At 61.2% G+C, this 25,458-nt stretch carries 30 protein-coding genes and 2 pseudogenes; 9 read left to right on the top strand and 23 right to left on the bottom strand.

Features of this window, described 5'->3' with window-relative positions:
• Window positions 1-56: 56 nt before the first annotated feature.
• A pseudogene (locus tag LJE91_08780) lies at window positions 57-290 on the bottom strand (ISKra4 family transposase).
• Here LJE91_08780 and LJE91_08775 point away from each other — a divergent pair.
• On the top strand, window positions 291-728 hold the full coding sequence (locus LJE91_08775) for a DUF4143 domain-containing protein (GenBank protein ID MCG6868803.1): 438 nt from the start codon (window positions 291-293) through the stop codon (window positions 726-728).
• A gap of 1 nt (window position 729) precedes the next feature.
• Entirely contained in the window at window positions 730-1,497 is a 768-nt protein-coding gene (locus LJE91_08770) for a transposase (protein ID MCG6868802.1), read from the top strand.
• Window positions 1,498-1,555: 58 nt separating this feature from the next.
• Here the strand turns inward: LJE91_08770 and cysQ are convergent, their stop codons facing one another.
• The 3 genes from cysQ to LJE91_08755 are packed head-to-tail and all read right to left on the bottom strand — an operon-like array spanning window position 1,556 to window position 3,689.
• A complete protein-coding gene (gene cysQ, locus LJE91_08765; protein ID MCG6868801.1) occupies window positions 1,556-2,380 on the bottom strand; it encodes a 3'(2'),5'-bisphosphate nucleotidase CysQ in 825 nt (274 codons plus the stop codon).
• Window positions 2,377-2,928 carry an ADP compounds hydrolase NudE gene (gene nudE, locus LJE91_08760; protein ID MCG6868800.1) on the bottom strand — a complete coding sequence of 184 codons (552 nt, stop codon included), beginning with the start codon at window positions 2,926-2,928 and terminating at the stop codon, window positions 2,377-2,379. Before nudE ends, cysQ begins: the two co-directional genes overlap by 4 nt.
• A gap of 29 nt (window positions 2,929-2,957) precedes the next feature.
• A complete protein-coding gene (locus LJE91_08755; GenBank protein ID MCG6868799.1) occupies window positions 2,958-3,689 on the bottom strand; it encodes a hypothetical protein in 732 nt (243 codons plus the stop codon).
• Between the two features lie 198 nt (window positions 3,690-3,887).
• Between LJE91_08755 and yrfG the strand changes: the two genes are divergently transcribed.
• Window positions 3,888-4,541 carry a GMP/IMP nucleotidase gene (gene yrfG / locus LJE91_08750; protein ID MCG6868798.1) on the top strand — a complete coding sequence of 218 codons (654 nt, stop codon included), beginning with the start codon at window positions 3,888-3,890 and terminating at the stop codon, window positions 4,539-4,541.
• A 6-nt stretch (window positions 4,542-4,547) separates the two neighbouring features.
• Here the strand turns inward: yrfG and LJE91_08745 are convergent, their stop codons facing one another.
• The 6 genes from LJE91_08745 to LJE91_08720 all read right to left on the bottom strand — a co-directional run bounded on the left by LJE91_08745 (window position 4,548) and on the right by LJE91_08720 (window position 8,850).
• A complete protein-coding gene (locus LJE91_08745; GenBank protein MCG6868797.1) occupies window positions 4,548-4,961 on the bottom strand; it encodes a YkgJ family cysteine cluster protein in 414 nt (137 codons plus the stop codon).
• A 210-nt stretch (window positions 4,962-5,171) separates the two neighbouring features.
• The gene (locus tag LJE91_08740; protein MCG6868796.1) at window positions 5,172-5,939 is read right to left on the bottom strand and encodes an NRDE family protein; all 768 of its coding nucleotides are present in this window, start codon (window positions 5,937-5,939) and stop codon (window positions 5,172-5,174) included.
• Window positions 5,940-6,074: 135 nt separating this feature from the next.
• Entirely contained in the window at window positions 6,075-6,512 is a 438-nt protein-coding gene (locus LJE91_08735) for a DUF3450 domain-containing protein (GenBank protein ID MCG6868795.1), read from the bottom strand.
• A gap of 157 nt (window positions 6,513-6,669) precedes the next feature.
• Complete coding sequence (locus LJE91_08730; protein MCG6868794.1) at window positions 6,670-7,092, bottom strand: DUF2384 domain-containing protein; 423 nt, start codon at window positions 7,090-7,092, stop codon at window positions 6,670-6,672.
• 33 nt (window positions 7,093-7,125) lie between these two features.
• Window positions 7,126-7,422 carry a segregation and condensation protein A gene (locus tag LJE91_08725; GenBank protein ID MCG6868793.1) on the bottom strand — a complete coding sequence of 99 codons (297 nt, stop codon included), beginning with the start codon at window positions 7,420-7,422 and terminating at the stop codon, window positions 7,126-7,128.
• Window positions 7,423-7,443: 21 nt separating this feature from the next.
• Window positions 7,444-8,850: a dihydrolipoyl dehydrogenase gene (locus LJE91_08720; protein ID MCG6868792.1), complete on the bottom strand. Its 1,407-nt coding sequence runs from the start codon at window positions 8,848-8,850 to the stop codon at window positions 7,444-7,446.
• A gap of 262 nt (window positions 8,851-9,112) precedes the next feature.
• Between LJE91_08720 and hspQ the strand changes: the two genes are divergently transcribed.
• Window positions 9,113-9,424: a heat shock protein HspQ gene (hspQ, locus tag LJE91_08715; GenBank protein ID MCG6868791.1), complete on the top strand. Its 312-nt coding sequence runs from the start codon at window positions 9,113-9,115 to the stop codon at window positions 9,422-9,424.
• A gap of 300 nt (window positions 9,425-9,724) precedes the next feature.
• Window positions 9,725-10,189 (top strand): TerB family tellurite resistance protein, encoded by a 465-nt coding sequence (locus LJE91_08710; protein ID MCG6868790.1) that lies wholly within the window; start codon window positions 9,725-9,727, stop codon window positions 10,187-10,189.
• An 85-nt stretch (window positions 10,190-10,274) separates the two neighbouring features.
• Here LJE91_08710 and LJE91_08705 read toward each other — a convergent pair whose 3' ends face one another.
• The 5 genes from LJE91_08705 to LJE91_08685 form a co-directional block, all read right to left on the bottom strand.
• Window positions 10,275-10,613 carry an HU family DNA-binding protein gene (locus tag LJE91_08705; protein MCG6868789.1) on the bottom strand — a complete coding sequence of 113 codons (339 nt, stop codon included), beginning with the start codon at window positions 10,611-10,613 and terminating at the stop codon, window positions 10,275-10,277.
• A 127-nt stretch (window positions 10,614-10,740) separates the two neighbouring features.
• Window positions 10,741-11,190 (bottom strand): DUF4426 domain-containing protein, encoded by a 450-nt coding sequence (locus LJE91_08700; protein ID MCG6868788.1) that lies wholly within the window; start codon window positions 11,188-11,190, stop codon window positions 10,741-10,743.
• A gap of 291 nt (window positions 11,191-11,481) precedes the next feature.
• A complete protein-coding gene (locus LJE91_08695) occupies window positions 11,482-12,036 on the bottom strand; it encodes a YggT family protein (protein MCG6868787.1) in 555 nt (184 codons plus the stop codon).
• Entirely contained in the window at window positions 12,033-12,884 is an 852-nt protein-coding gene (proC, locus tag LJE91_08690; protein MCG6868786.1) for a pyrroline-5-carboxylate reductase, read from the bottom strand. The genes LJE91_08695 and proC overlap by 4 nt, the downstream gene beginning before the upstream one ends.
• A 129-nt stretch (window positions 12,885-13,013) precedes the next feature.
• The gene (locus LJE91_08685; GenBank protein ID MCG6868785.1) at window positions 13,014-13,700 is read right to left on the bottom strand and encodes a YggS family pyridoxal phosphate-dependent enzyme; all 687 of its coding nucleotides are present in this window, start codon (window positions 13,698-13,700) and stop codon (window positions 13,014-13,016) included.
• A gap of 207 nt (window positions 13,701-13,907) precedes the next feature.
• Here LJE91_08685 and LJE91_08680 point away from each other — a divergent pair, with 207 nt between their 5' ends.
• The 3 genes and pseudogenes from LJE91_08680 to LJE91_08670 all read left to right on the top strand — a co-directional run bounded on the left by LJE91_08680 (window position 13,908) and on the right by LJE91_08670 (window position 17,427).
• The gene (locus LJE91_08680) at window positions 13,908-14,942 is read left to right on the top strand and encodes a type IV pilus twitching motility protein PilT (GenBank protein ID MCG6868784.1); all 1,035 of its coding nucleotides are present in this window, start codon (window positions 13,908-13,910) and stop codon (window positions 14,940-14,942) included.
• 60 nt (window positions 14,943-15,002) lie between these two features.
• On the top strand, window positions 15,003-16,169 hold the full coding sequence (locus tag LJE91_08675) for a PilT/PilU family type 4a pilus ATPase (GenBank protein MCG6868783.1): 1,167 nt from the start codon (window positions 15,003-15,005) through the stop codon (window positions 16,167-16,169).
• A 181-nt stretch (window positions 16,170-16,350) separates the two neighbouring features.
• Window positions 16,351-17,427 (top strand): annotated as a pseudogene (locus tag LJE91_08670) (PilT/PilU family type 4a pilus ATPase).
• 280 nt (window positions 17,428-17,707) lie between these two features.
• Here LJE91_08670 and LJE91_08665 read toward each other — a convergent pair.
• From LJE91_08665 to gshB, 8 genes are all read right to left on the bottom strand, one after another.
• The gene (locus LJE91_08665; GenBank protein MCG6868782.1) at window positions 17,708-18,580 is read right to left on the bottom strand and encodes a dihydroorotate dehydrogenase electron transfer subunit; all 873 of its coding nucleotides are present in this window, start codon (window positions 18,578-18,580) and stop codon (window positions 17,708-17,710) included.
• Window positions 18,577-19,863: a dihydroorotase gene (locus LJE91_08660; protein MCG6868781.1), complete on the bottom strand. Its 1,287-nt coding sequence runs from the start codon at window positions 19,861-19,863 to the stop codon at window positions 18,577-18,579. The genes LJE91_08665 and LJE91_08660 overlap by 4 nt, the downstream gene beginning before the upstream one ends.
• The gene (locus tag LJE91_08655; GenBank protein ID MCG6868780.1) at window positions 19,860-20,873 is read right to left on the bottom strand and encodes an aspartate carbamoyltransferase catalytic subunit; all 1,014 of its coding nucleotides are present in this window, start codon (window positions 20,871-20,873) and stop codon (window positions 19,860-19,862) included. Before LJE91_08655 ends, LJE91_08660 begins: the two co-directional genes overlap by 4 nt.
• 3 nt (window positions 20,874-20,876) lie before the next feature.
• A complete protein-coding gene (gene pyrR / locus LJE91_08650) occupies window positions 20,877-21,398 on the bottom strand; it encodes a bifunctional pyr operon transcriptional regulator/uracil phosphoribosyltransferase PyrR (GenBank protein ID MCG6868779.1) in 522 nt (173 codons plus the stop codon).
• Entirely contained in the window at window positions 21,395-21,853 is a 459-nt protein-coding gene (ruvX, locus tag LJE91_08645; GenBank protein ID MCG6868778.1) for a Holliday junction resolvase RuvX, read from the bottom strand. The genes pyrR and ruvX overlap by 4 nt, the downstream gene beginning before the upstream one ends.
• Window positions 21,854-21,912: 59 nt before the next feature.
• On the bottom strand, window positions 21,913-22,473 hold the full coding sequence (locus tag LJE91_08640) for a YqgE/AlgH family protein (GenBank protein MCG6868777.1): 561 nt from the start codon (window positions 22,471-22,473) through the stop codon (window positions 21,913-21,915).
• A 329-nt stretch (window positions 22,474-22,802) separates the two neighbouring features.
• The gene (locus LJE91_08635) at window positions 22,803-23,684 is read right to left on the bottom strand and encodes an energy transducer TonB (protein MCG6868776.1); all 882 of its coding nucleotides are present in this window, start codon (window positions 23,682-23,684) and stop codon (window positions 22,803-22,805) included.
• 42 nt (window positions 23,685-23,726) lie between these two features.
• Window positions 23,727-24,695, bottom strand: coding sequence for a glutathione synthase (gene gshB / locus LJE91_08630; protein MCG6868775.1), 969 nt, complete (start codon window positions 24,693-24,695; stop codon window positions 23,727-23,729).
• Window positions 24,696-25,006: 311 nt separating this feature from the next.
• On the opposite strand from gshB, the gene pilG reads away from it, so the two are divergent.
• Complete coding sequence (pilG, locus tag LJE91_08625) at window positions 25,007-25,393, top strand: twitching motility response regulator PilG (protein ID MCG6868774.1); 387 nt, start codon at window positions 25,007-25,009, stop codon at window positions 25,391-25,393.
• Window positions 25,394-25,458 lie beyond the last annotated feature (65 nt).

Below are 25,458 nucleotides of genomic sequence, written 5' to 3'. Positions count from 1 at the left end.
TAACGGGTTCTGGCAGAAATCGAAAGGACACGACTCACTCCTCATGACGACCGGATTCACGCCGCCTCATTGAGTACTTCGGGAATCAGTGGGCCCGGGTAATTCCGCTGCTGTTCCTGTCGGAAGTGAAATTCCATGTAGTCTGTCAGATCGCCGCTGACCTTCAACGAGCGCAGCTTGAGGATGGCTTCGGCTCGATCGAGACCCCAGCGCGCTCCGGTGATATCCATCCGGTCCTTGACCAGATGACGACAAGCGCCTTCGATGACGCCCGTGGCGATCGGTAATCCTTGCGCCAGAGCCAGGTCTGCTACCTGCCGGGAATAAGCGAGCCCGAACAACTACGCCACCATCCCCTGCGCGGAGCCATATTCGAGAGCTGGGTCGTATCCGAGATCTTCAAGTCGCAGGTACATAGTGGCGAGCAGCCGAGCATGTATCGCTACCGCGAGAGCCGCGGAGCCGAGATCGACCTTCTCGTTGATCGCGGAGAGAAACTCTACACCATTGAAATCAAGTCCGCCGCTATGGCGTCGACGAAATTATTCAGGCACTTTTCCCGATTACCGGAACGAATACGAAGTTCAACCCTGCCATCCCCGATAGAGAACCGGGTAGTCTATGGTGGCGTACAGACTATCGGGGTCGACGAAATTGCCTGGAAAAAGGGCCACAAATACCTGACGCTGGTCTACCAGATCGACAGTCACTGCAAGCGGTTGCTGTAGATTGGCGAAGCCCGTAAGGCTAAAGACCCTGCTGCGTTTCTTCCGATGGTTTGGTGCGCCGCGCGGCCAGGAGCTGAAGTATGTCTGCTCGGACATGTGGAAGCCGTATCTGAAGGTCATCGCCAAGAAGGCAGCTCAGGCGGTGCATGTGCTGGACCGCTTTCACATCATGGCGCACTTCAGCAAGGCGCTCGACGAGGTGCGAGCCGGCGAGGTCAAGGAACTGAAGGCCAAGGGGTATGAACCCGTGCTGACCAAGACCAGCGGGCTACTGCAAAGGCGCCCGGAGAACCTGTCCCACAAACAGGAGAGCAAGCTGGCCGAGTTGCTTCAATACAACCTCAGATCGGTGCGGGCCTACCTGCTGAAGGAGGAGTTTCAGTTTTTCTGGAGCTATATTTCTCCCTGGTGGGCAGGCCGGTTCCTGAACAAATGGTGTACCAAGACAATGCGATCGAAGATCGAACCGATGAAGAAAGTCGCCCGAATACTGCGCGGCCATCGGACGCTATTGCTCATCTGGTTCCATGCCAAAGGGCAGCTCTCCAGCGGCGTCGTGGAGGGCTTCGACACCAGAGTAAAACTGACGTCGAGAAAATCATTCGGATTCCGGACCTATCATGGTGCCGAAATCGCTTTGCATCACGCACTTGGCGCGCTACCGGAGCCCGAATTCACCCATAGGTTCTGCCGAATAGCCTGGATTGTTAATCGGATTTGCATTCTATGTATTATGCCTGCGTTCTGGCGGCAGGATTCCCCGTGTTGAGTCCGGGTGAGTACAGCAAATCCGCTGCGCAAAACTGGCTGAGGCAGTGCGGGGGGGATCAGGTGACCGCGTCGAGCGCGAAACGCCAGTCGAACCCCGGATCGCCGACGACCACGAAGGAGGGATTGGTCAGGGACTCGCGCGTGTTGTAGCGCAGCCGCTGAAGGCGCAGGTCGGTCATACGGCCGCCCGCTTCCTCGACGATGCACTGGGCTGCGGCCGTGTCCCATTCGGACGTGGGTCCGAACCGGGGATAGATGTCAGCCGCACCTTCCGCCACGAGGCAGGACTTTATGGCACTGCCCATGGGAATCAGCTCGTGAGGGCCGAGTGCTCCGAGGAAGACGCCGAGTCGTCCGGTCGCGTGCGAACGGCTGCCTGCCACGGTCGGACGCGAACCGGGCGTCCTGCGGGTGGCGATGGCCCCATCCCGACGGTCCTTCGATCGCTTCCAGGCGCCGCCGCCGATGATGGCATGCCAGGTCGTCCCGCTGAGCGGCGAGTGGACGACACCGATCACAGCCTCATGAGCGCTGACCAGGGCGATGTTCACGCAGAATTCGCCATTTCCCTTGATGAATTCCCGCGTCCCGTCGAGGGGGTCGACGAGCCAGTAGTGTTTCCAGGTCGAACGCGTCTCGTACGGGTGCCTCTCGGACTCCTCGGCGAGGATCGGTAACCCCTGCGTCGCTTCGCCGAGGCGCGCTACGATGATTCCGTTCGCCGCGAGGTCCGCGGTCGTGACCGGGGTTTTGTCGGACTTTTCGCGGACGTGGTAGTCGCCATTGTAGATGCGGCGGATCTCGTCACCCGCGTCGATCGCGGCGCCGATGGCCCGATCGCGCAGTTCGTCGAGCTCCCGTGCCGGCAGGGCAGGGATCATTCGCCACCCCCACTCAGGCGGTCGCGCGTCATGTAGAACGCCGCGATGCTGCGGGCCTCGGAGAAATCCTCGCGGCGCAGGAGTTCAGCCATGCCATCCATGCGCCAGGGGATCACCTCGATCTCCTCGGGTTCGTCCCCCGGAAGGCGCCGCTCGTAAAGGTTTCGCGCAAGCACCACATGGGTCACGCTGCCGATGTATCCCGGCGCCAGGCTGAAGGTGGCAAGCTGTTCAAGCCGGTTCGCACCGTAGCCCGTTTCCTCCATGATCTCGCGGTTCGCCGCCTGCAGGATGTCTTCGCCTTCCTCGATACGTCCCTTGGGAAATCCAAGCTCATATCGGCCCGTCCCCGCGGCGTACTCGCGGATCAGCAACACCGTCTCATGGTCGAGCACGGGCACGACGAGGACCGCGCCGCGACGCCCGCCCTTGATGCGCTCGTACCGGGCGCGGTTGCCGTTGGAGAATTCGAGATCCAGTTCCTCCACCCGAAAGATCCTCGTTCGGGCGATAGTCCTTTTCTCGAGTATCTTCGGATTCTCAGGCATGGAAAACGGAACAATTCCCCCGGCGGTGTTCAGCACCCGTCGGGACCGGAGCCGGGTGCAGCGAGTCGGTCGAATTCGATGGCGGTAGTCAATCGCCCCTCGAACCAGGCGTCAATGTGCACCGCTCCCTGGTCCCTGGTCAACCGGAACCCGGGTTCCGGTTCGGGTTTCACGCGCCGAAACGCGAGACAGTCGTCCGGAAATCGGATCTCCATCGTGACGTGCATCGGGTAGAAGCCGTCCAGAAATTGCCGCTTGAAGGGCCCGTTGGTCAGCAGGAAACGTCCCTTCCCGTTCGCGGTCAGGGCGCGGGTCTCGGCATTGATGCAGATTTTCGCGTCGCGCCGGATGTCCTTCATCTGTACCGAGTGACCCTCGACCCGGGCGGTCCCGATACCTGAGACGGAAACGATCCTGAGTCCGCGGATGCGATCGGGGTGATAGACAATCTGGGTGTCGGGGACGGGATCGAGGTGAGCGTGGCATTGATTCAGATTCACCCAGCCATCGGCGAGGCTCGAGGGCAGGATGTCCATGCGATTGTGATGGCGATGAACCGGTTTGCCCGGCGGCTTGTCGAGAAACCGTAGTTCCCCTTCGTTGACCGCACGGACATCGAGGCCGGACTCGTCATCCGGCCACTCCGGTTCTTCGGCGCTTCCGGATGCGGTGAGGGATACGAGAATCGCCGCGCCGAGCAGGCGCGCCAGTACTCGGTTTACTACGAAAAGATGTGTTCGATTCCCCGGGTTTCTGTGCACGCTTCCTGATTCCTGTTTTCATTCCGGATGAAGGGGGATTCTGCGGCCCATCGCCTCATCCCGCAACCGTGGCCGGCGCCGCTACCACCTGGAGCCGCTCTACTTGGTAGACTCTTGCAACGATGCACCTGCCGGCGGGCGACGGTTCCGCGTAGCGGTGTGCTGGACCCCGATGTAAGACGACCGGATCCCGGGACAATGCTGGACTGGAAAAAAATAGAAACGGTGTTTCTCGATATGGACGGTACCCTGCTCGACCTGCATTTCGACAACTACTTCTGGCTTGAGCATGTTCCCCTTCGCTACGGTGAAAAGCACGGCCTGAACCCGGGAGACGCGCGTGACGCCTTGCTGAGCAAATACCGTTCTGTGGAGGGTACGCTGCAATGGTATTGCATCGACTACTGGAGCATGGAACTGGATCTCGACATCACCGCGCTCAAGAACGAGGTCTCGCACAAGATCGCGGTACATCCACACGCGGAACGATTTCTGGCCTCGGTTCGGGAGAGTGGTCGAAACCTGATATTGCTGACCAACGCCCACGGGCGCAGCGTGGAGCTCAAACTGCGAAAAACCGAACTGGGCCGGTATTTCGACCGCCTGATCGTCTCGCACGATCTGGGCGAACCCAAGGAAAGCGCCGCGTTCTGGCCGTTGCTGCGCAATTACCAGCCTTTCAATCCCGAGCGCGCCCTGCTGGTGGATGACAATCTCTCGGTACTGCGTGCGGCCGCCCGCAGTGGCATTGCCTGGACGATCGCAGTGAAGCGGCCCGACACCACGCTCGGCGAGAAAGACACAAGAGAGTTTCCCGCGATCGCGGACTTCAGCGAGATTCTGCCGGATTGAGCCGAACTATCTCTTGTCCCACCGCTTGAAGCGCTTCCTGCAGTAGCGCAGCAGCGACTCGTAGTCCTCGAAGTAGAAGTCAAACCCGTCTTCGGCCGGGGCGTCGAACTCGCAGTAGTCATTGGAGTGTTCCCTGCAGATCGTGGGACGCTGCTCGTAGATCCCGCAAAAGCCGTTGGGTTGCAGGTGATTGCAGCGTGAATCCAGGAGCAGGTACCAGCCGTCCGAATCCTTGTAGGCCTTGACGTTCTCGTGGGACACCTGCCAGAGCAGATGGTCGAAATCGCTCTTGCTCCTCGGTGAGTCGATCTGCTGGGTGACATAGGTGCAGCACTTGGAGTTCGTGCAGTAGCCGCACTTGGTCTCGGGCGTAATCGGTTCGACGCGAACCGGAATCTCGGACTTTTGGTAACTGGCCATGGTGGCGGTGAACCCGTGCGGAACGAACCCTTGGCAATGTAGAGCGAATTTAGGCGATTGGCGCTAAAGAATCCACCGGAACACGTCGGATTTTCGTTCGCCTTTACGGCGTGATAACAGGCGCAAAGTCGAGCCATGTCACTGTTGTCACAACACAGAGGACGGGCGACAAAGACAAGCAGGATGGACTGTCATTTGACAGAATTCGCCTCATCTCCCGACGTCGATCCGGAAGACGAAATGGCGATCGGGGCGGGCCGCTGGTTTGTGCGTCCGTTCCGTCATGGTAACTTCGCCGTCATCGCGCAGCGTCAGATACGTGGAACTGCGGGTCCCGTATCCAGCGGTATCGATGAAGATGGAACCGAGCCGGCGTTCGACTTGCAGACCGACACCGGTATCCGGAAGGTCCGCGTCAGGCGGGCGCGAACGGTCGCCCAGCAGTTCGAAGACGGTTTCAGCACTGATCGAGTTCGTGTCGATCAGCTTGCTCAGCGCGGCCTTGGCCTTGAGCACCTTGGGCCAGGGTGAGTCGAGTTCCCGATTGCTCAGACCGTAAATGCCTGCCTCCAGGCGGTGCAATTGGTCCTTTGGGCTGTGGTAATTCCACAGTTCGCGAGTGTCACCAGCTAGAAGACTGAATCCACGGTAGTGGGACCTCTGGAGTCGAAGCCGATCCAGGAACTTTTGCGGTGGATCACGCGATTCGAGGTATTCCGACACCACGAGACCTCGTGAACGGGCATCGGGGGGCACCGGCGCGGCCCCCCGGAAATTCGTGACCGCGGCGAAACGCCCGCGACGCGTGACGCCGAGCCAGGTACCCCCTTTCTCGAGGTCACGGCCAGCCAGGACGTGTGGGGCGTCCGCATGGAAGTCGAGCCGCGAGGTCGGACGGGAGACGTACTCGTCCCGGTTTGCCGCCAGCGCGAGCCGGTAACCGGGGACGGTGTTCCATGCAAGGACGATCAGGCACATCTTTGCGTCAGGGAAGTGGGTGCGATACCGGTGCGGTGGGTAAGAGCGATGACGGCGTCAGGATCCGAGTGCGGCGGTTGTGCCAGGGATGGGCGCCGGTGCAACGATTACTACCAGCCGGGCCCGGTGAAGGTGCTACACGCGGCGTTGGGTGTTGGCGATCATCCAGCTGACCAGCGCCTGGAGCACCAGCTTTTGTTCGCGCGTGCAATCGGAACTGCGCTGAATCGACTCCAGGCGTTCCTTCATCGAGGCCACGAGGGATTTGTAGTGCTCGAGTTCCGCGCGTGAATGCTCCACCTCGAGACGAAGTTGGCCGATTTCCTCGACGAGATTGCGCTTGTGAAAGCTGACGTCGGGTTGCTTGTAGACGGCAAATTTCCGGTTTCGCGCCATGCGCTCCAGTACGGAACTGTCCTCCAGCTCAATGCCTGGGTAGGTGCCGAGCAGGTCATCGATCGCTACCTTGCCTTCGAAGGTATGCAGTTGCCCGCCGCGAATCCTTCCTTGAATCTCGCTCCTGCTGACCCCAGCCAGTCGTGCGGCCCGGGATACGCTCAGATGCTGCGTCATGTTTCGACAGCCTGAAAAGGGGGTAAAACCCACTGAATTGCCCGGTGACAGGATCGCAAGAGGATGCTGTTACGGGACCTGTCTGCCCAAAAGAGATATGGGCTGACGGGGAAAGTATATATCGAAAGGGATATGTGCGGAAGGGGGACTGGGGGGGTCAGTGATCCGGCGTCTCATTGTCGGTCCCACCGGTGAGTTGCCAACTCCAGGCACAATCGACCTCGGAACGTATCTTGATGAGTCCGTCGATGCCGTCGTCCACGATGACCTGCAGGGGGCTGCGCCGACGGAAACGGCGATGCGGGGAACGCAGCCAGATCAGGCCCACCTTCTGGTTCAGCGGGTAGGTCGTACGAAGTGCATCCGCGATCCCGGCGAGGTGTTCCACCCGTTTGAAGATTGCGTCATCGTCAGGCAGCGCGGTGTTACCCTGACGGTATTTCTCCACATGGCGTGTGCGGGTATTTTTGGGCAGCGCGAGCACGGTGATGATGTCATCCGCGCTCAGTCCCCACTCGTCCAGGGTGTGGACCACGGCCTGGCCGAGGGCGCGGCGCTGCTCTTCGGAATAGCCTGTCATCGTGTTCACTCCTTGCGGCCTCGAAACTTCCTGTCAATCGGACTTGTCGCCGGTCGGTTTCTTACCGATGCGCGATATCGGAACCACCGTGGATGTCTTCGGCTCGTCGCCGAAGCGGGGGCGCTCCTTGATCTCCATGCCCGCCTCCTCGACGAGTTCGCGCTCTCTGGAGGCAATCAGTGCAAAACAGGCGCGGATGTCGTCGATGCAGCCCTGACTCAGCGGATGCCGGAACCCCGGATCGGGTGTAGTTTCCCTGACGATCTTTCCCAGCGTCTTGCGCATGGCGATGAGGATGCGTTGTTCCTGGGATAAAGAAGGATTGCTCATGATCGGATTACGTCCCGGCGCTCAGGCCATCTCGAGTTCGCGGATCGGGGAGGTCTGTGGGCCCTCGACGTTTGCTGCCAGGTTGTACAGCGTCGCCTGCAGGGCTTCCTCGATTACCGGATGGTAGAATGGCATCCGAAGCAGGTCGAATACCGTCGCCCGCTGCTGGATGGACCAGGCGAGCAGATGCCCCAGATTTTCGCCTCTCGGGGCAATCAGGCTCGCTCCCAGCAGACGCCCTCCCTGCTTCTCCGCATACACCCGAATCACGCCCTTGTTCTTCGCCATGATCAGCGCCCGCCCCACCGGTCCCATGCGCATCTCGCCGACGGCAACGTCGTCGCGCCCGGCAAGCTCCGACCACTCCATGCCGGTCTGCACGATGTTCGGGTCGCTGAAGGTGATGCTCAGCGGCGTCTTGCGCCGGAAGGAGACAACGGTATCGTGCGAGGCGTTGTAACCGGCGATCTTCCCCTCGTCCCCGGCCTCGTGCAGGATGGGGCGCTCGCCGGAGATGTCACCGGCAAGGAAGATGGGATTCCCTTCGATCTGCATCGTCCGCGGATCGAACCGCGGTAGGCCCTTTGCGTCGAGTTCGATACCGAGGTCGCCGAGCTTCAGGGATTCCAGATTGGGTTTTCGCCCCATGGCGGCGAGTATCTTCTCCACCACGACACTCTTGTCGCCCGCGGTGACACGCAGTTGGCGTCCCTCCTTCTCCACCCTGGCCGGTTGTCCCAGGACCAGCGGGAATTCCTTGCCCAGGATCGAGATGGCCTCCGAGGCCACGACGGGGTCGCTGAGCCGGGCGATCGTGTCGACCTGGTCGAAGCCGGTGACCTCCAGCCCGAAACGGCTGAGTGACTGTCCAAGTTCCAGGCCGATGACACCGAGGCCGATGACCGCGATTGATTTCGGCAGGCTCTCCTGCTCGAAGATCTCGTCCGTGGTGAGGATGTGATCGCAGAACCCCTCTTCCCACGCCCGGGGAACGAAGGGGCGCGATCCCGTGGCAATGACGACGCGATCCGCGATGACACGCGTCTCGTTGACCTCGAGAACGTTAGGTTTCAGGAAATGGGCGTACCCGTCGACCAACTCGTCGCCGAGATCGTCGGTGCTGCTGCCCATCACGCGATCGACGAAGATGTCCCTCATGTCTCTCACATGATCGAGGGCGTCTTCCATGCTGAAGTCGAGCCGTTCTTCGCCGGATATGCCATGACGGTCGAAGACCTCCCGGCGGTGAAAGTCCTCGGCAACCTGGATAAACGCCTTGGAGGGCATGCAGCCCACACGCGCGCAGGTCGTACCCAGGTGGCCGCCATTGATGAGAACGAAGGATTTCCCTGCCCGACGTACCTGCGCCATCGCGTTCAGGCCCGACGTGCCGGCCCCGATAATCGCGACATCGACGTGTCTGTCCATTGACATTTTCAATCCACCTGCTGGGTTGCAATGCGGGAAGCATACCATTCCCGGATCCGCCGGGGCCGCTCCCGAATCGTAGTCGGAAATTGTATCATGAGGCCACCGGCGCCCCTGCCCGGTCTCGCAAGGCTGGTGGTGCGGCCCCGTTTGTCCTTTCCGGACAACGCCTTGCGAACGGGTGTGGCGCCCTGCAAGCGCCCTGACGATGGAACTTTTCTATACTCTGGTGTGTCGAGCCCCTGGCTTCGGGAGGAGCTTCATGAGTCGCGCAGCCTTCCACATTGGACAACTGGTTCAGCACAGACTGTTCGAGTACCGGGGTGTGGTTTACGATGTGGACCCCGTCTTTCAGGGTACCGATGCCTGGTATGCGGACGTTGCGCGCAGCCGTCCTCCCAGAGACCGGCCGTGGTATCGGGTACTTGTCGATGGGAAAGGTACCGAGACCTATGTCGCCGAGCGAAACCTTGAACCGGATTCCAGGGACGGCCCGGTGGATCACCCGAAGATCTGGCAGTTTTTCACCGGGTTCGAGAACGGGATCTACCACTATCGCAGGGACGCAAACTAGGCGATTGCCGGAAAATGGTCTATCGGATCGCGCCGGGTGAGCTGCGAAGCAGTGAACGGCTTGGGCAGGAAGCCCAAGACCGGTGCCCAAACAAAGCAGGGACAGCGCCGCGCCGGGATCGTTCGTCATCAAGGCGCGACAACAGGCGCATAGTCGAACTATGTGACTATTGTCGCAACACACAGGACGGACGAAAAGCCAAGCAGGATGGTATGCCATTTGACAGAAAACGCCTTAGTGTCCGTGATCGGTGACAGGCTGACTGAATTCGCAATGGTGACAGGGACAGGACACTAGATCATGCTGGACGCACTCAGGAAACTGTTTTCCGCGAAAGAGTCTTCTTCCGCTGGCGCCGGCGCGCAGGACGACACCGACCTGCCGCTGGCGGCCGCAGCCCTGCTGCTCGAGGTCGGGTACGCGGACTTCGAGATCCGCGAGAAAGAACTCGACGCCATATCCACCGCATTGCGCAACCGATTCGGTTTTACCGAGACGGATGTCCGCACACTGATGGAAGATGCGCGCGCGGCACACCACAGCGGACACTCGATGTATCCCTTCCTCACCAGGGTCAACAAGGCCTTTACTCCCGAGCGAAAGGTGCATCTCATCACGGACATGTGGCGCGTGGCTTACGCGGACAGACGGCTGGACAAGTACGAGGAGCATCGAATTCGCAAGATCGCGAACCTGCTGCACGTGCCGCACCGCGACTTTATCCGTGCCAAGCTGGCGGTTCGCGAGGCACTGGGTATCGACTAGCGTGAGGGTGCGGGGGAAGGGACGTGGCCCGGAAATCCGCCGGACCGTGGGTAGTCTGAAACTCACGTAATCGCCTTACGTTGCCTCAAACCATGTCTTTCAGGGCCTTGAGGGGCAGGATCTTGACGATCTTGTGTGCCGGTTTCGCCTTGAAGACGGTTGCTTCCTTGGTAAATGGATTGATGCCCTTGCGCGCCTTGGTCGCCGGTTTCTTGACGACCTTGATCTTCATCAGACCGGGCATGTTGAAAACGCCTGCGCCACGTGGTTTCAGGCTCTTTTCGATCAATCCCCCCAGTGAATCGAGAACCGCGCTGACGTCCTTTCGCGCCAGACCGGTTTCTTTCGCCAGGTGATTGAGAATCTCGGTCTTTGTCGGCGGCTTCTTGGTGTTCGCGTTTGCAGCCTTTTGCTGTGCGGGCATGTGTTCCCCCTATTCTTTGTCATCGTTATTGCGGCAGTCGATCCGATGAAGATAGCACGACATTTCGACCTCCGCGACCGGGATTCCCGCGCATCGGCCGCGATATCTCGAAGTCCGAGGGGGAAAACTATTGCGTAAAGAATTCCTGACGGAACTTGACTGTCTGCGTGCGCCCGCCTTCAGGCGTCACTTTGATGCTGAAATCGAGGGTCTCGCCGTTGGTGATAGGGAATTCGGCGATGTAGTAGATGGCGCCGGTATCGGTGATTTCGCGCATACTGAACGACTTGAGCTGATTGGAGAGATTGATTGCCTCTGCCTCGACGCTGGCCTTCATCGGTTGCGCGGGTAGATCCAGCTCTTTCTTGAGTACGGTGATCGTCAGCAATGCCTTGTTCTTGCTTCGCTTGATGTCGTAGGCGCGCGCGATCTGCGGGTTGAAGAAGTCCGTGCGAACGGCATTGTAGTGCACCACCACGTCACCGAAATCGGTGGCCTGTGCGGCGAATGCCCCCTTGGCTACGCACAGCGAAATCAGTAGCAAGAGTCCGATACGCAGGAAGTATCTGCTTGTCATCTCCATCTCCATCTCCATCTCCATCTCCAGTCGATCAGTGGTTGTGATTCGTGTGTCGTCAGGTCACCGGGAGGTTCAATGTTACACCGGTTCGCTCCACGCCCGTAGTCATGGAGGAGGGAAGAGCGAGCTAAGGCGATTTCTGTCAAATGACATGCCATCCTGCTTGTCTTTGTCGTCCGTCCTCTATGTTGCGACAACAGTTGCATCGTTCGACTATGCGCCTGTTGTCACGCCTTGATGACAATCGAAAATCCGGCGCGATCTGGTATGCCATTTTCCGGCAATCGCCTAAAGGGATTTCAGAATGATCAGGACGATGTTTAGTCCGATCAGTACGACAAGCGGCGAAAGATCGAGGCCCCCGACGGATGGAATCAAACGCTGAACGGGACGTAGCAGGGGGGCCGTCAGGCTTTGTAGCAGTGAGGTCAGCGGATTATTGTAGTACTGAGCCCCGGGAGAGACCCAACTCAGGACGGCCTGGATGATTACCGCGAATATGTATATCCAGACCACCAGCACGGCTATGCCCACAATCGCCAGATAAGCAAGCGTGGCGAGGTTGGCGTTAAGGCCGACTAGCCAGATCCTGAGTGCGAGTTCCATCAGCTTGAGCCCGAATGCCAGAACCAGAGAGGCCGTATCGATGGAGCCTATACTTGGGACGATGCGTCGAAGTGGAACCAGCACGGGGTTCGTAATCGTCACCAGGAACTGGGAGATCGGGTTGTAAAAGTCGGCGCGTGTCAACGCCAGGAGAAACCGGATGACGACCGCACCGATATACAGGGAAAACAGGTTCTTGATCAGGAAATCGAGTATTTCAGCGCTGACACCGGTCATAGTTGATCCTCCTTGCCGAGTGCTTCCTCGATCTCTCGTACGCGTTTGGCGGCGGCCTGCGCTGCAAACCCGATCACCTTGCGAATCTCGCCCCGTTCCAGTTGTTCGACCGCGCGTTCGGTGGTGCCGCCCGGAGAGGTGACGCGTCGGCGCAGCGCGGCGGCATCCTCGCCACTTTCCAGGGCGAGCTTCGCCGTGCCGAATGCGGTTTGCAGGGTGAGCAGCCGTGAGACCTCCGCGTCGAGTCCCAGCGACACACCGGCCGCCTCAAGTGCTTCCATGACCATCAGAAAATAGGCGGGGCCGCTCCCGGAGATCGCCGTGACAGCCTCGAGTTTGGATTCGTCCTCGAACCAGAAGCATAGGCCCACGGCGCGTACGATGCGCTCGGCCGTCTCCCGCTGTCCGTCACCGACCTCGGGATTCGCATAGGCGCCGGTCGCACCCGATTGCACCAGCGCCGGCGTATTCGGCATGCAGCGCACGACGGGGTGTCCCCCGCCCAGCCAACGGTCGAGGTCCTGGCAGCGGATACCCGCCGCGATGGAGATCACCAGTGCGGAACGATCGGAGAGGACCCCGGACAAATCGATGGCGACCTGGCGTACGACCTGTGGCTTGACGGCAAGCACCACGACCTCGCTCCCCTGGACTGCACTGCGGTTGTCCGTGAACTGTCTTGTCCCCGGGAAGTGCGTGCGCAGGAGTTCTCTCTGGGCACTGTCGGGGTCCGCAATGCCGATCCTGTCGTCGCGCCAGCCGTCCGCCAGCAGCCCGCCGATGATGCTGCGCGCCATGTTGCCGCCACCGATGAATGCGATGTGCGGGTATCGGGATTCGGTCGTCATCGAGTAATGTCGTACTGCGATATCGGGTTGAGATCGGAAAGGCGGTAATTCTACTTTGTATTGGTCGCGGACGACAGATTCGATCCGGACGACGCGGCATCGCGGATCGGGGACTCCTGATCCCCCGTGCTATGTCGGACGTGGCCCGAAGATGGCCGTGCCGATCCGGACGATCGTCGCACCTTCAGCGATCGCCGCTTCGAGGTCGCCAGACATGCCCATCGACAGCGTATCGAGCGCGAGCCCCTGCCGCTGCAGCGATTCGAGGGCCAGGCGGACCTCGGCGAAGCGCGCACGTTGTGTCTGCGGGTCCGTGCTTCGCGGAGGGATCGCCATCAGTCCGCGCAGGCGCAGCCGGTCCAGTCCGGCGATCTCACCAACCAGGTTCGGTAGCTCGCTGGCATCAACCCCGGATTTGGTGGGTTCGAGCTCGAGATTGACCTGTACACAGATATTGAGCGCCGGTGTGCCGGCGGGGCGCTGCGCGCTCAGGCGCCGCGCGATCTTGAGTCGGTCCACGCTGTGCACCCAGTCGAACCGCGCCGCGATCTCGCGCGTCTTGTTGGACTGGATCGGGCCGATGAAATGCCAGACGATGTCGGTGTCGGACAACGCATCCATCCTGAGTGCGGCGTCCTGTAGGTGGTTCTCGCCAAAGTGGGCTAATCTCGCCGCTGCTGCCACCCGGATCTCTGCGATGCTGCGTGCCTTGCTCGCGGCTAGCAGCAGCACACTGCCCGGATGCCTCCCGAAGCGGACCTCGGCGGCACGAATCCGTTGCCTGACGCGTTCGATATTTTCCACAATGGAGTTCATGCCCCGGGATCTGCTCGACAGGGGAGGACGGGGCGGCGTCGTGTCCCGCCAAATCATGAAAACAATACTATCCTTATTTGAGCAGCGAGGGTGTGGCGGTTCGGCGCGGGAGGGTGCAAGCGCGTTTCCCTCCCTGATCCCACGTGGGCGCCCGATCCCGGCCGGACCTGCTTCCAAGGCCACCGTATCCCCTAAAAAGACGAGACCATGGACATAACCCAACTACTCGCCTTCTCCGTCAAGAACAATGCATCGGACCTCCATATCTCGGCGGGTGTACCGCCGATGATCCGCGTGGACGGCGACGTGCGCCGAATCAATGTGCCGGCCATGGAGCACAAGGAAGTGCACGGCATGGTCTACGACATCATGAACGACAAGCAGCGCAGGGACTACGAGGAGTTTCTGGAAACCGATTTCTCGTTCGAAATCCCGGGGCTGGCGCGCTTCCGGGTCAATGCGTTCAACCAGAACCGCGGAGCGGGGGTTGTTTTCCGCACCATCCCGACCAAGATTCTTACCCTCGAGGAACTGAACTGCCCGAAGATCTTCGAGGACATCTCGTCCTATCCGCGCGGCATTGTGCTGGTGACGGGCCCGACGGGCTCGGGAAAGTCCACCACGCTTGCCGCCATGGTCGACTACAAGAACGACAGTGAATACGGGCATATACTGACGATCGAGGACCCGATCGAGTTCGTCCACGAGAGCAAGAAATGCCTGGTAAACCAGCGCGAGGTGCACCGTGACACGCACGGCTTCAATGAGTCGTTGCGCTCGGCCTTGCGTGAGGACCCGGACACGATCCTGGTGGGCGAGCTCCGCGATCTGGAAACCATCCGCCTGGCGCTGACCGCGGCCGAAACGGGACATCTGGTCTTTGGCACCCTCCACACCAGCTCGGCGGCCAAGACCATTGACCGCGTCGTCGACGTGTTTCCCGCAGCCGAGAAGTCAATGGTGCGGTCCATGCTGTCGGAGTCCCTGAAGGCCGTGATCTCCCAGACGCTGTGCAAGAAGATCGGCGGCGGACGCGTCGCGGCGCACGAGATCATGATCGGTACCCCCGCCATACGCAACCTGATCCGCGAGGACAAGGTGGCGCAGATGTATTCGGCGATCCAGACGGGCCAGGGCACCGGGATGCAGACGCTGGACCAGAACCTGAAGGAGCTGATCTCCCGGGGCCTGATCTCTCGGGAGGAGGCGCGCCGCAAGGCGGCAAACAAGGAGACCTTCTGAGGGGCGCGCCGGTCGCTCCCCCTTGTCCACTGAATTTGCGTGCCAGTGAGGTGACGAGATATGGATCGAGACAAGGCGATAGGTTTCATGCACGACCTGCTCAAGACCCTGATCGGCAGGAACGGGTCGGACATGTTCATCACCGTCGGGGCACCGCCGTCGATCAAGGTCGACGGAAAGATGATGCCGATTACCAATCAGGCCCTCACGCCGACCCATACCCAGGTCCTGGTGCGTGCGATCATGAACGACAAGCAGGCGCGGGAGTTCGAGGAGAAGCAGGAGTGCAACTTCGCCATCAATATGCCGGGGGTCTCGCGATTTCGTGTCAGCGCGCTGACCCAGCAGGGAAACGCGGGGATGGTCATCCGCGTGATCACCAGCGAGATCCCCAAGTTCGAGGACCTGAGCCTGCCGAAGATCCTGCGCGACATCGCCATGACCAAGCGCGGCCTGGTGATCTTCGTCGGCGGCACCGGATCGGGTAAGTCTACTTCGCTGGCGGCGATGATCGGTTACCGTAACGAACATAGCTACGGTCACATCATTACGATCGAGGACCCGGTCGAGTACGTGCATCCTCACAAGAACTGCCTGATCACGCAACGCGAGGTCGGCGTCGACACGAAGAGCTACGAGGTCGCGCTCAAGAACACCCTGCGCCAGGCCCCCGACGTCATCCTGATCGGGGAGATCCGCGAACGCGAGACCATGGACCACGCCGTCGCCTTCGCGGAGACGGGCCATCTCTGCCTTTCCACCCTGCATGCGAACAGCACCAACCAGGCCCTGGACCGGATCATCAACTTCTTTCCCGAGGAGCGGCGCTCGCAGTTGCTGATGGACCTGTCGCTGAACTTGAAGGCGGTCATCTCACAGCGCCTGCTGCCGAAGGCCGAGGGCGAGGGTCTGGTCCCCGCAGTAGAGGTCATGCTCAACACGCCATTGATGTCCGACCTGATCTTCAAGGGCGAAGTGCACGAGATGAAGAGCCTGATCAAGAAATCCACCGAGCAGGGAATGCAGACTTTCGATCAGCATCTGTTCCAGCTCCTGGAAGAGGGCAAGATCACCTACGAGGACGCCCTGCGCAATGCCGATTCGGTCAACGACCTGCGCCTGCGCATCAAGCTGGAGGGGACGATCGCCAAGCATGCGATGCCGGGTGACACGACCCTCGGCGGGCTCGAGATGGAAGCCAAGCAGGAGGAATCCGGATTGATGTAGGCGATTGCCGGAAAATGGCATACCAGATTGCGCCGGATTTTCGTTCGTCATCAAGGCGCGACAACCGGCGCATCGTCGAACGATGGAACGGTTGTCGTAACACGGAGGACGGACGAAAAGACAAGCAGGATGGTATGTCATTTGACAGAAATCGCCTAAGGTCCCGAAGGAAGACAGCGTTATGAACATCACTCCGTATCTCAAATTGATGTCTGACAAGAATGCCTCCGACCTGTTTTTCACCACCGGCGCCCCGGCGAGCGTCAAGCTGGAGGGGGAGATGCGTCCGGTCAGCCGCAGTGCGCTGGATCCCGGTGTGACCAGGGAGATCGCCTACAGCCTGATGGACAAGGCGCAGATCCGCGAGTTTGAGGCCACCAAGGAGATGAACCTGGGTCTCAGCATCGCAGGGATCGGCCGGTTCCGTGTCAACATCTACCGGCAGCGCGGCGAGGTGTCGCTCGTCATCCGTTTCATCAAGTCGATCATCCCGACGTTGGAGGAGCTCTCGCTGCCGCCGGTGCTGAAGGATCTCGTCGGGCACAAGAACGGGCTGATTATCGTGGTCGGCTCGACCGGCTCGGGCAAGTCCACGACACTGGCCTCGATGCTCGATTTTCGCAACGCCCACCACGCGGGCCACATCCTGACGATCGAGGATCCGATCGAGTACGTATTCGCCCACAAGAAATCGATCATCGGGCAACGCGAAGTGGGTCTCGACACGCTCTCCTACGACAATGCGCTGCGCGAGGCGATGCGCGAGGCCCCGGACCTGATCATGATCGGCGAGGTGCGCGATCGCAAGACCATGGCGGCGGCGATCTCCTACGCCGACACCGGCCACCTCTGCCTGACGACCCTTCACGCCGTCAACGCGAATCAGGCGCTCGATCGGGTCATCAACCTGTTTTCCTCGGACGCCAGGCAGCAGATTCTGATGGACCTGTCGCTGAATCTCCGCGGTATCGTGTCACAGCGCCTGGTCGTGGGGATGGACGGCAGGCGGGTCCCGGCGGTCGAGGTGCTGGTTAACACGCCCTACAGCTCCGAACTCATCAAGAAGGGGGAGATGGGGGCATTGAAGGAGGTCATGGAAAAGGGATCGGTCAATGGGATGCAGACCTTCGACCAGTCGTTGTTGGAACTGTACCGGATGAAGCGCATCAATCTGCAGGCGGCCCTGGCCAATGCGGATTCCCGCGGCAATCTGGAGTGGCGGATCAATTTTGGGGGTGGCGAGGACAGCTTCGAGGATAAGGTCGAATCGTTTCAGTTCCCGGACGACGTCATCGAGGAGTCCCCGAAGGCGGGGTCGGACGTCGACCCCCATGCGGCGATGGAAGGCGAGGAAGAGGTGCCCGACCAGGCTATGGACACACTCTCGATGATGCGAAATGCCTTCGGCGACGAGGGCGATGATCCAGATGAGGACGATGACATGGACGACCTCGACGTCAAAAAATTCTGATTTCAGCTTCGGTCCAGGTTGACAGGCGCCGGGTGTGGTACTGCCGAATCTGTAACCTGCAGGCGCATCACGCCGGGAAGACCGTATCGGCCTCGAATACCGGTCCGTCGACGCAGACGCGCTTCATGGCCGTGCCTTCGGCGGTTTCGACCTCGACGACGCAGCCGGCGCATCCGCCGATGGCGCAGGCCATGTACTCCTCTAGCGAGACCTGGCATGGAATCCGGAAGCGGCGGCACAGACCCGCCAGGGCTTCCAGCATGCCATGAGGTCCGCAGGCGTAGACGACGAGGTCCTCCGTGTGTCCCCGCTCAGCGATCCAGCGCTTGGCGAGATCGGTTACGTATCCCTGGTAACAGCCGGGATAACCCTGCAGGCTCGCGAGTCTCGACGGGATGCCCTTCTCCTCGAGTAGCGGCAATGCAGCAATGGTCCCGTCGGGCATGCCTCGCGTCACGATGCGCGAGGGTACGGGCGGAAAGGGGAACGGCACTTCGGAGCCCATCAGAACCAGCAGTTTCCCGGGTGCCAGATCGCGCAGTCGTTCCGCCTGAAAGATCATTGGTGGGATACCCACGCCACCGCCGATCATCAGGGCGCACGATGACGCTGCGGGTGGTACGGAGAAACCTTTGCCGATCGGGCCCAGGCAACTGATCTTGTCCCCTTCCCTGCGTTGTGCCAGGATTCTCGTTCCGCGACCCACTACCTTGTACAGGACCTCGATCCAGCCCGCGTCCCGGGAACTCCGCATGATCGAGAACGGTCGCCGCATGGCGAGCAGGGGGTCGCAGCGAAGGTGGACGAAGCTCCCCGGGCCTGCGGCGGCCGCGCAACGCGGCGCCTCCAGCCGAAGGATGTACTGCTCCCCCGGACAGGTCAGATGCCGCTGGATCCGTCCCTCCTCCAGGAAGATCGTGCCGCAACTCGGGAGGCTCATGCCTGCGGCTCGGCCTTGTAGACGATTCTGCCGCCCAGCAAGGTGTGAGTGACCCGTCCGGTGAATTCCCAGCCCGAAAACGGCGAGTTCTTTCCGCAGCTCTGCATCCTGCAGGGGACGAACTCCCATGCCGCATCGGGGTCGATAATTACGATGTCGGCAAGGCTTCCTTCCGACAGTGTGCCGCCGTCGATGCCGGTGATCGAGGCCGGGCCATGGGTGACCAGGGAGATTGCCTCGGTCAGGGTAAGGAGGTTTTCATGGACCAGCCGCAGCATCAGCGCCAGCAGGGTTTCTACCCCGGAGACGCCCGGCTCGGTTTGTGCGAACGGCGCGCGTTTCGCGTCGGGTTCGTGCGGTTGATGGTCCGAACAGACCGCGGTGATGGAGCCGTCCACCAGACCGGTGCGTAATCCCTCCAGATCACGTCGGGTGCGCAGGGGCGGGATGGTGTGGCACAGGCTGTTGAAGTCCGACACGTCCATCTCTGTCAGGAAGAGTTGGTGGGCGCAGACATCGGCGGTGATCGGAAGCCCGTCGTATCGGGCACGCGCGACCATGCGTACCGCGCGAGTCGTAGACAAGCGGCAGAAGTGGACGCTCGCTCCGGTCTGCTCGATCAGGGCGAGCATCTGACCGAGCGCCGCGGTTTCCGCGGCTTCCGGGATTCCCGACAGCCCCATCCGGGTCGCGACCGCACCCTCATGGGCGCAACCGTGGTCCATCAGGTCGAAGTCCAGCGGGTGAAGGAACACCTTATGCCCCGTGCTTGCCGCATATTCCATCGCGCGTCGAAGCACGAGCGGACTGGCGATCGGGTTCAAGGCCTGACTCACCCCGACACAACCGGCTGTCTTCAAGGCTGCCATCTCGCTCGGGGCCCGTCCCTCCAGCCCCTTGGTCAGCGCGCCCAGCGAGTAGACGCGGCAGTAGCCGGCGTCCGCGGCGCGTTGCTGAATGAGTTCGACCTCGGCGGGCGAATCGACGACCGGCTTCGTATCCGGCGGGCAGGTCAGACTGGTGATACCGCCCGAGGCTGCCGCGCGCGTCTCGGACTCGATGGTCGCCTTGTGCTCCTGACCGGGTTCACGCAGCCTCGCGGCGAGGTCCACCAGGCCCGGAATCACCCATTTGCCGGTGGCACCGATGGTGCGGCTGGCGGCGAACCCGGCGGGCGGGGAGCCCACCCCCACGATACGGTCCTTCTCGATGTACAGGTTCGTCACCGCGTCGAGGCCGGTGGCCGGGTCTACGACTCTTCCGTTGACGATGCGAAATCTCATCGCTCACCCGGCGCCGTCGAGGCGATGGCCATCGACATCACGGCCATCCTGACCGCGATACCGAAGGTCACTTGCTGCAGGATGACCGAGCGTTCCCCGTCCGCCACTTCGGAGTCCATTTCTACGCCGCGATTGATCGGCCCGGGGTGCATGACGATGGCATCCGGCGCGGTGAACTCGAGGCGACCGGGCGTCAGGCCGTAGCGTTGGAAGTATTCGTGCTTGCTTGGTAGGAACGCGCCGTTCATGCGTTCGTTCTGCAATCTCAGCGCGATGACGACATCCACGTCCCGGAGTCCGGAAGCGATGTCGGAGAACGCATGGACACCGAGCGTTTCAACCTGTGCCGGCAGCAGCGTCTGTGGGGCGATGACACGAACCTCTGCTGCGCCTAGTGTGTTCAGTGCCAGTATCTGGGAGCGCGCGACGCGCGAATGAAGGATATCCCCAACGATCGCTACCCGCAGGTCCCGAAAGTCGCCCTTGTGCCGTCGGATCGTGAACATGTCCAGCATGGCTTGGGTCGGGTGCGCGTGGCGGCCGTCGCCGGCGTTGATGACCCGCACGTGCGGGGCGACGTGTCTAGCGATGAAATGCGCCGCACCACTGTCGGTGTGGCGGACCACGAACATGTCCGTGTGCATCGCCTCGAGGTTACGCAGGGTATCGAGCAGACTCTCGCCCTTGGTCGTCGCGGCGGCGCTGATGTTCAGGTTGATGACGTCTGCCGACAATCGCTTGGCCGCGAGCTCGAAGGTCGTTCGTGTTCGGGTGCTGGCTTCGAAGAACAGGTTGACGATCGTTTTGCCGCGCAGCAGCGGGACCTTCTTGACTGCCCGCCCATCCACGCCCGCGAAAGATTCCGCTGTGTTCAGGATGCTGGTGAGCAGCGTGCAGGGCAGGCCCTCGATGGTGAGAAAATGCCGCAGACGACCGTCCTCGGTGAGCTGTCTGCTGACCGGAAACGGGATGGTTTCCGCCACCCTTGTGTCGGGTGTACCGGAAGTCATCGTCTATCCTGTCCCGGATCCATTGTCATCGACGTCCACCACGGCCAGCGTGAGCGGGGACGGACCCGAAAGCTTTACCTGCTGGTGGCGCCCGAGGTGCAGTTTGCGTCCGACGATCTCCGGCTGTATCGGTAGCTCCCGATCCTCGCGATCGATCAGTGTCACCAGCGTGACACTCGCAGGCCGCCCGTAGTCGAAGATCTCGTTCAGTGCGGCGCGAATCGTGCGTCCGGTATAGAGGACGTCGTCCACCAGTACGATATGCCGCCCGTCCACGCTCAGCGGCAGTTGCGAGGGACGCACCCTGGGGTTGAGGCCCAGCCGGCTGAAGTCGTCACGGTAAAAGGAGATGTCGAGCAGCCCCAGGGGATCGGTCAGGCCAAGGTCCTGGTGCAGGCGCTCTGCGACCCAGGCCCCACCGGTGTGAATACCAATCATGAGGACGTCTTCCCGACCCAGGTCGCGAAGCAGGGCGCGCAGGTCGGTTTGCATCCGTTCCAGCAGTTCGTCTACGCTGTCGTTCATTGCGTGGATTGCGGGTCTGTTCCCGATTCGGTGTTCATCCATGTCTCCAGCAGCAGCGCGGCGGCGACCCTGTCGATATCGCCACGGCGAATGGACCGCCGGATGCCTGCGCGGCGGCGAATCCTGAGCTGGTGATAGGCCTCGTCCGAACTCAATGTTTCGTCGACGGTGAAGACGGGGAGCCCGAAGCGTTTCCCGAGGCCTCGACGGAATCTGCCGATCTCCGCGAGGATCGCATCGTTGGTACCCCCGGACCGCGCCTCACCGCGGGGCTCGCCGACCACGAGCGCGTCCGGAGACCATTCCGAAATCATCCCTTCAATAGTATGCCAGTCGGGTGCGCCACCCACGCTGGTAATGGTCCTTAGCGGGGTCACGGTACCGGTCGACATGTTACCCACGGCCAGACCGGTGCGGCGTCTACCGTAGTCAAAGCCCAGGACGACCCGGATCATCGACAGAGGGTGCCGTGCAGGGCGATGTCGAGTGGCAGGCATCGATCCGGTGCCGGTACTCAGGCATGACCGGCGCTTCCATCGATCAGGTTCAGGTCGACACCCAGTTTTTCCGCCGCGGCGCGCCAGCGTTCATTGCTCGGCAACAGGAATACGATATCAGGGTCGTTGGGGACCGTCAGCCAGGCGTTGTCGGCGATCTCGCGCTCCAGCTGACCGGGCGCCCAACCCGCATACCCCAGGGCGATCAACTGCCGTTCCGGGCCGTTGCCGGATACGGTGGCGGCAATGATGTCCCGAGACGTCGTCAGGCCGAGGTCCGTGTCGATCGCCAACGTCGATTCCCAGTGACCCAGCGGCTGATGAAGCACGAAACCGTGGTCCATCTGCACCGGACCGCCGGAATATACCGTGACGTCCTCGAGCAGGGATGTGCCCTGCTGGATTTCCAGGTGTTCCACCAGGTCGGTCAGCGTCAGGTCCGTGGGCCGGTTTATCACGATGCCCAGGGCGCCCTGATCGTTGTGTTCGCAGACCAGCGTCACCGTCTGCGCGAAATTCGGGTCGGCCAGGTTCGGCATGGCGATGAGGAAGTGATTGGCAAACAGGGTGGAGTCCATTGCGCTCAACAGGTGCGTGGTGAATGGAGGCCGCAGTGCGATCGACGGAAAAGGGAAACCGGATTGCGGTCGGTTTTCCGATGCACCGGTGACGTATCGCTTCCCGATCGGGGGATCGCGGAACCACCGCTGGTGACGTCGCTTGGCCGCGTCACGCGGTTCCCCCGGCCCTCATGGTTGAATTCGGGTATACCCAGTCCGCGCGTCTTGCTTTGCATCCGTCTCGATCAGTCGTTCGAACGGTGTCCGTGACGTCCATAGTGGATAGTATGTGCCCGATCGGGGGATGCTGACAAGCGGCCGCGGTCGGGGGGGTTCGATGGGGCCGGCTACTCCGTCAGGCGAGTTTCTCCGGCCTGAAACAGCCAGGTGCGCGTTATCATCAGTCGGTCCGTGGTCTCTCGCAGTGCTTCGGGAAACGCCTTGAAGGGAGAGGCGAGCTGTATGATTCGCGTGGCCGCGTCGTCGAGTACCTGATGTCCGGATGGAGATCCGATCTCCACGTTGAGGATATCGCCGTCGTGATTGAGGAGTACGTGCAGGATCAGGCTGCCGCCCAGTTGTCTGCGCCGGGCCTCGTCCGGATAGTTGAGGTTGCCGACGCGCTCGACCTTGTCGACCCACTCTCGGACGTACTGAGCCTCGGGTGCGCTCTTTGCGCTGAGGGAATCCACGAAGCTGACCCGTGGGAGTTGCGCGAACTGCTGCTCGCGGGACGCCAGCTCCGCGGTGAGCCTGGCGATCTCCGTCTGTCGGGAATCTTCCGTTTGCGACGTGTCGAGCTCCCGGCGCAGTTCTTCCGTTGGGGACTCCTGGCTCGACTCACGATAGTCAGATGGACTCACGGAGGTGACGACGCTTTGCCGGTTCTCTACGTCCGCGGCGCTGGCGTCTTCGGTCCTGAATGGCGACATCCCGGCCATCGGCAGGGGACTGGGGCTCGATACCGGACTGGTGGGGTGTCGTGCCTCATCGATCTGTCCGCTCGCCTGCTGCGCGGCCTGTGCGATGCGCTTCGCGTCTTCGGGCGCTTCTTCGGCCTCGGTCTGGACCAGGATGACGTCCAGCGAGGCTGATGCGGGTGCCGGGTCGCGCGGGACGCCGAAGCCAACACCGAAGATCACGATTGCGTGCAGTGCAGCCGCTACAGTGAGGGACAGGGGTAGGATGTTCCCCGAAGACTCGCCCGTGCCGATGGCGTGTCCGATCATGCCGGCCTCCTGTTCATCTCGCCGGTCGGGGCGGCACCCGACTCATGTCCGGGGCTCGGAGCGTTCCGAAAGCCGGCGCTCGGCCGCATCGAGAAGTTCGGCGCTGATATTGAGTCCGTACAGGGCATCGAGTTCGCGAATGCAGGTCGGGCTGGTGATGTTGACCTCGGTCAGGTACTCGCCGATCACGTCGATGCCGGCGAACAGGATGCCTCGTCTGCTCAGTTCCGGTCCGACCTGGGTGCAGATCCACCGGTCGCGATCATTCAGTGCGACCCCTTCGCCGGTGCCTCCGGCCGCCAGGTTGGCCCTCGCCTCTCCCTCTACGGGGATTCGCGCCAGCGCCCAGGGTACCGGCTTCCCGTCGATGAGCAGGATCCGCTTGTCGCCTTGTTCCACCTCCGGTATGAAGCGCTGCGCCATGATGGTCCGCTTGCCGTGGTTCGTCAGGGTCTCGATGGTCACGTTGGCGTTTGGGTCTCCCCGGGCCACCCGGAATACCGACTCGCCGCCCATCGAATCGAGTGGCTTCAGGATCGCCGTACCGTGTGTGCGGATGAATTCCCTGAGGCGGTCCTGCTCCCGGCTGACCAAGGTCGGTACGCAGCACTGCGGGAACCAGGCGGTAGACAACTTTTCGTTACAGTCTCTCAGCGCGGCCGGGGCATTGATGACCAGCGCCCCCGCCTCGCCGGCAAGGTCCAGTGCATAGGTGGTGTAGATGTACTCCATGTCGAAGGGGGGATCCTTGCGCATGAGAATGATTGCGCAATCGGACAAGCGGCGCTCCGCGGTGGCGCCCAACTCGAACCAGCCCCGGGGATCGTCGGCAACCGAAAGCGGCCGCATGCTGCCCAAGGCCACACCGTCCTGTACGAAAATACAGTCCTGCTCCAGGTACTGTATGCCCCAGTCCCTGCGCTGCGCCTCGAGCAGCATGGCGAACGTACTGTCCTTGTGGATCTTGATGGACCCGATGGAGTCCATGATCACGGCGATCTCGATCTGCATGGGTGTGTCGGTTTGCGCCACTTCCCTCGGGAAAGGATTTCCGGGTACGGTGCGCCGGTGTGAGTCGGCCACGTCGGAATATTAGGTCATTTTATCCGCTTTGCACTGCGGGCGGTCGCCGTTTCTTCGTAATTGTCCTATATTCTCCTACTAATGAGCCGCTTCCTCCGTGTTGGCACGGATCGTGACCTCTTGGGTCAGGTGCGTTAAAGAATTAGCAAACTCTGAATTGCGGTTTCTTGTGTCTGGCGGTCGGGATTTCTCCGGATCTTTTCCACTCTATCGGGGCTGATGTGAGCGCGAATGCAGACATGGCGACAGAGGATCTCGCCGGCGTCAAGGTGATGATCATCGACGACAGCAAGACCATCCGCAAGACTGCGGAGATGCTGTTGAGAAAGCAGGGCTGCGAGGTCATTACCGCAACCGACGGTTTCGAGGCGTTGTCGAAGATTGCCGAGCACAAACCGGACCTGATATTCGTCGACATCATGATGCCGCGTCTGGACGGTTACCAGACCTGCGCCCTGATCAAGAACAATCGTGAGTTCAGGGGTACACCCGTCATCATGCTGTCGAGCAAGGACAGCATCTTTGATAAGGCGAGGGGGCGCATTGTCGGGTCCGAGCAGTACCTGACCAAGCCATTTAGCAAGGACGATCTGTTGAGTGCCATCAGGGAATACCTCAAGCGGTAACTTGCTCAATTGCCGGTCGGAGCGCCGGGACGGCAAGACGGGATCCGAGAGGGCGCAGCTGTGAA

The sequence above is a fragment of the Gammaproteobacteria bacterium genome (assembly GCA_022340215.1).
Taxonomy (GTDB): domain Bacteria; phylum Pseudomonadota; class Gammaproteobacteria; order JAJDOJ01; family JAJDOJ01; genus JAJDOJ01.
Note: the sequence above shows the minus strand (reverse complement) of the source record. Positions and strands in the feature narration are given on the sequence as shown.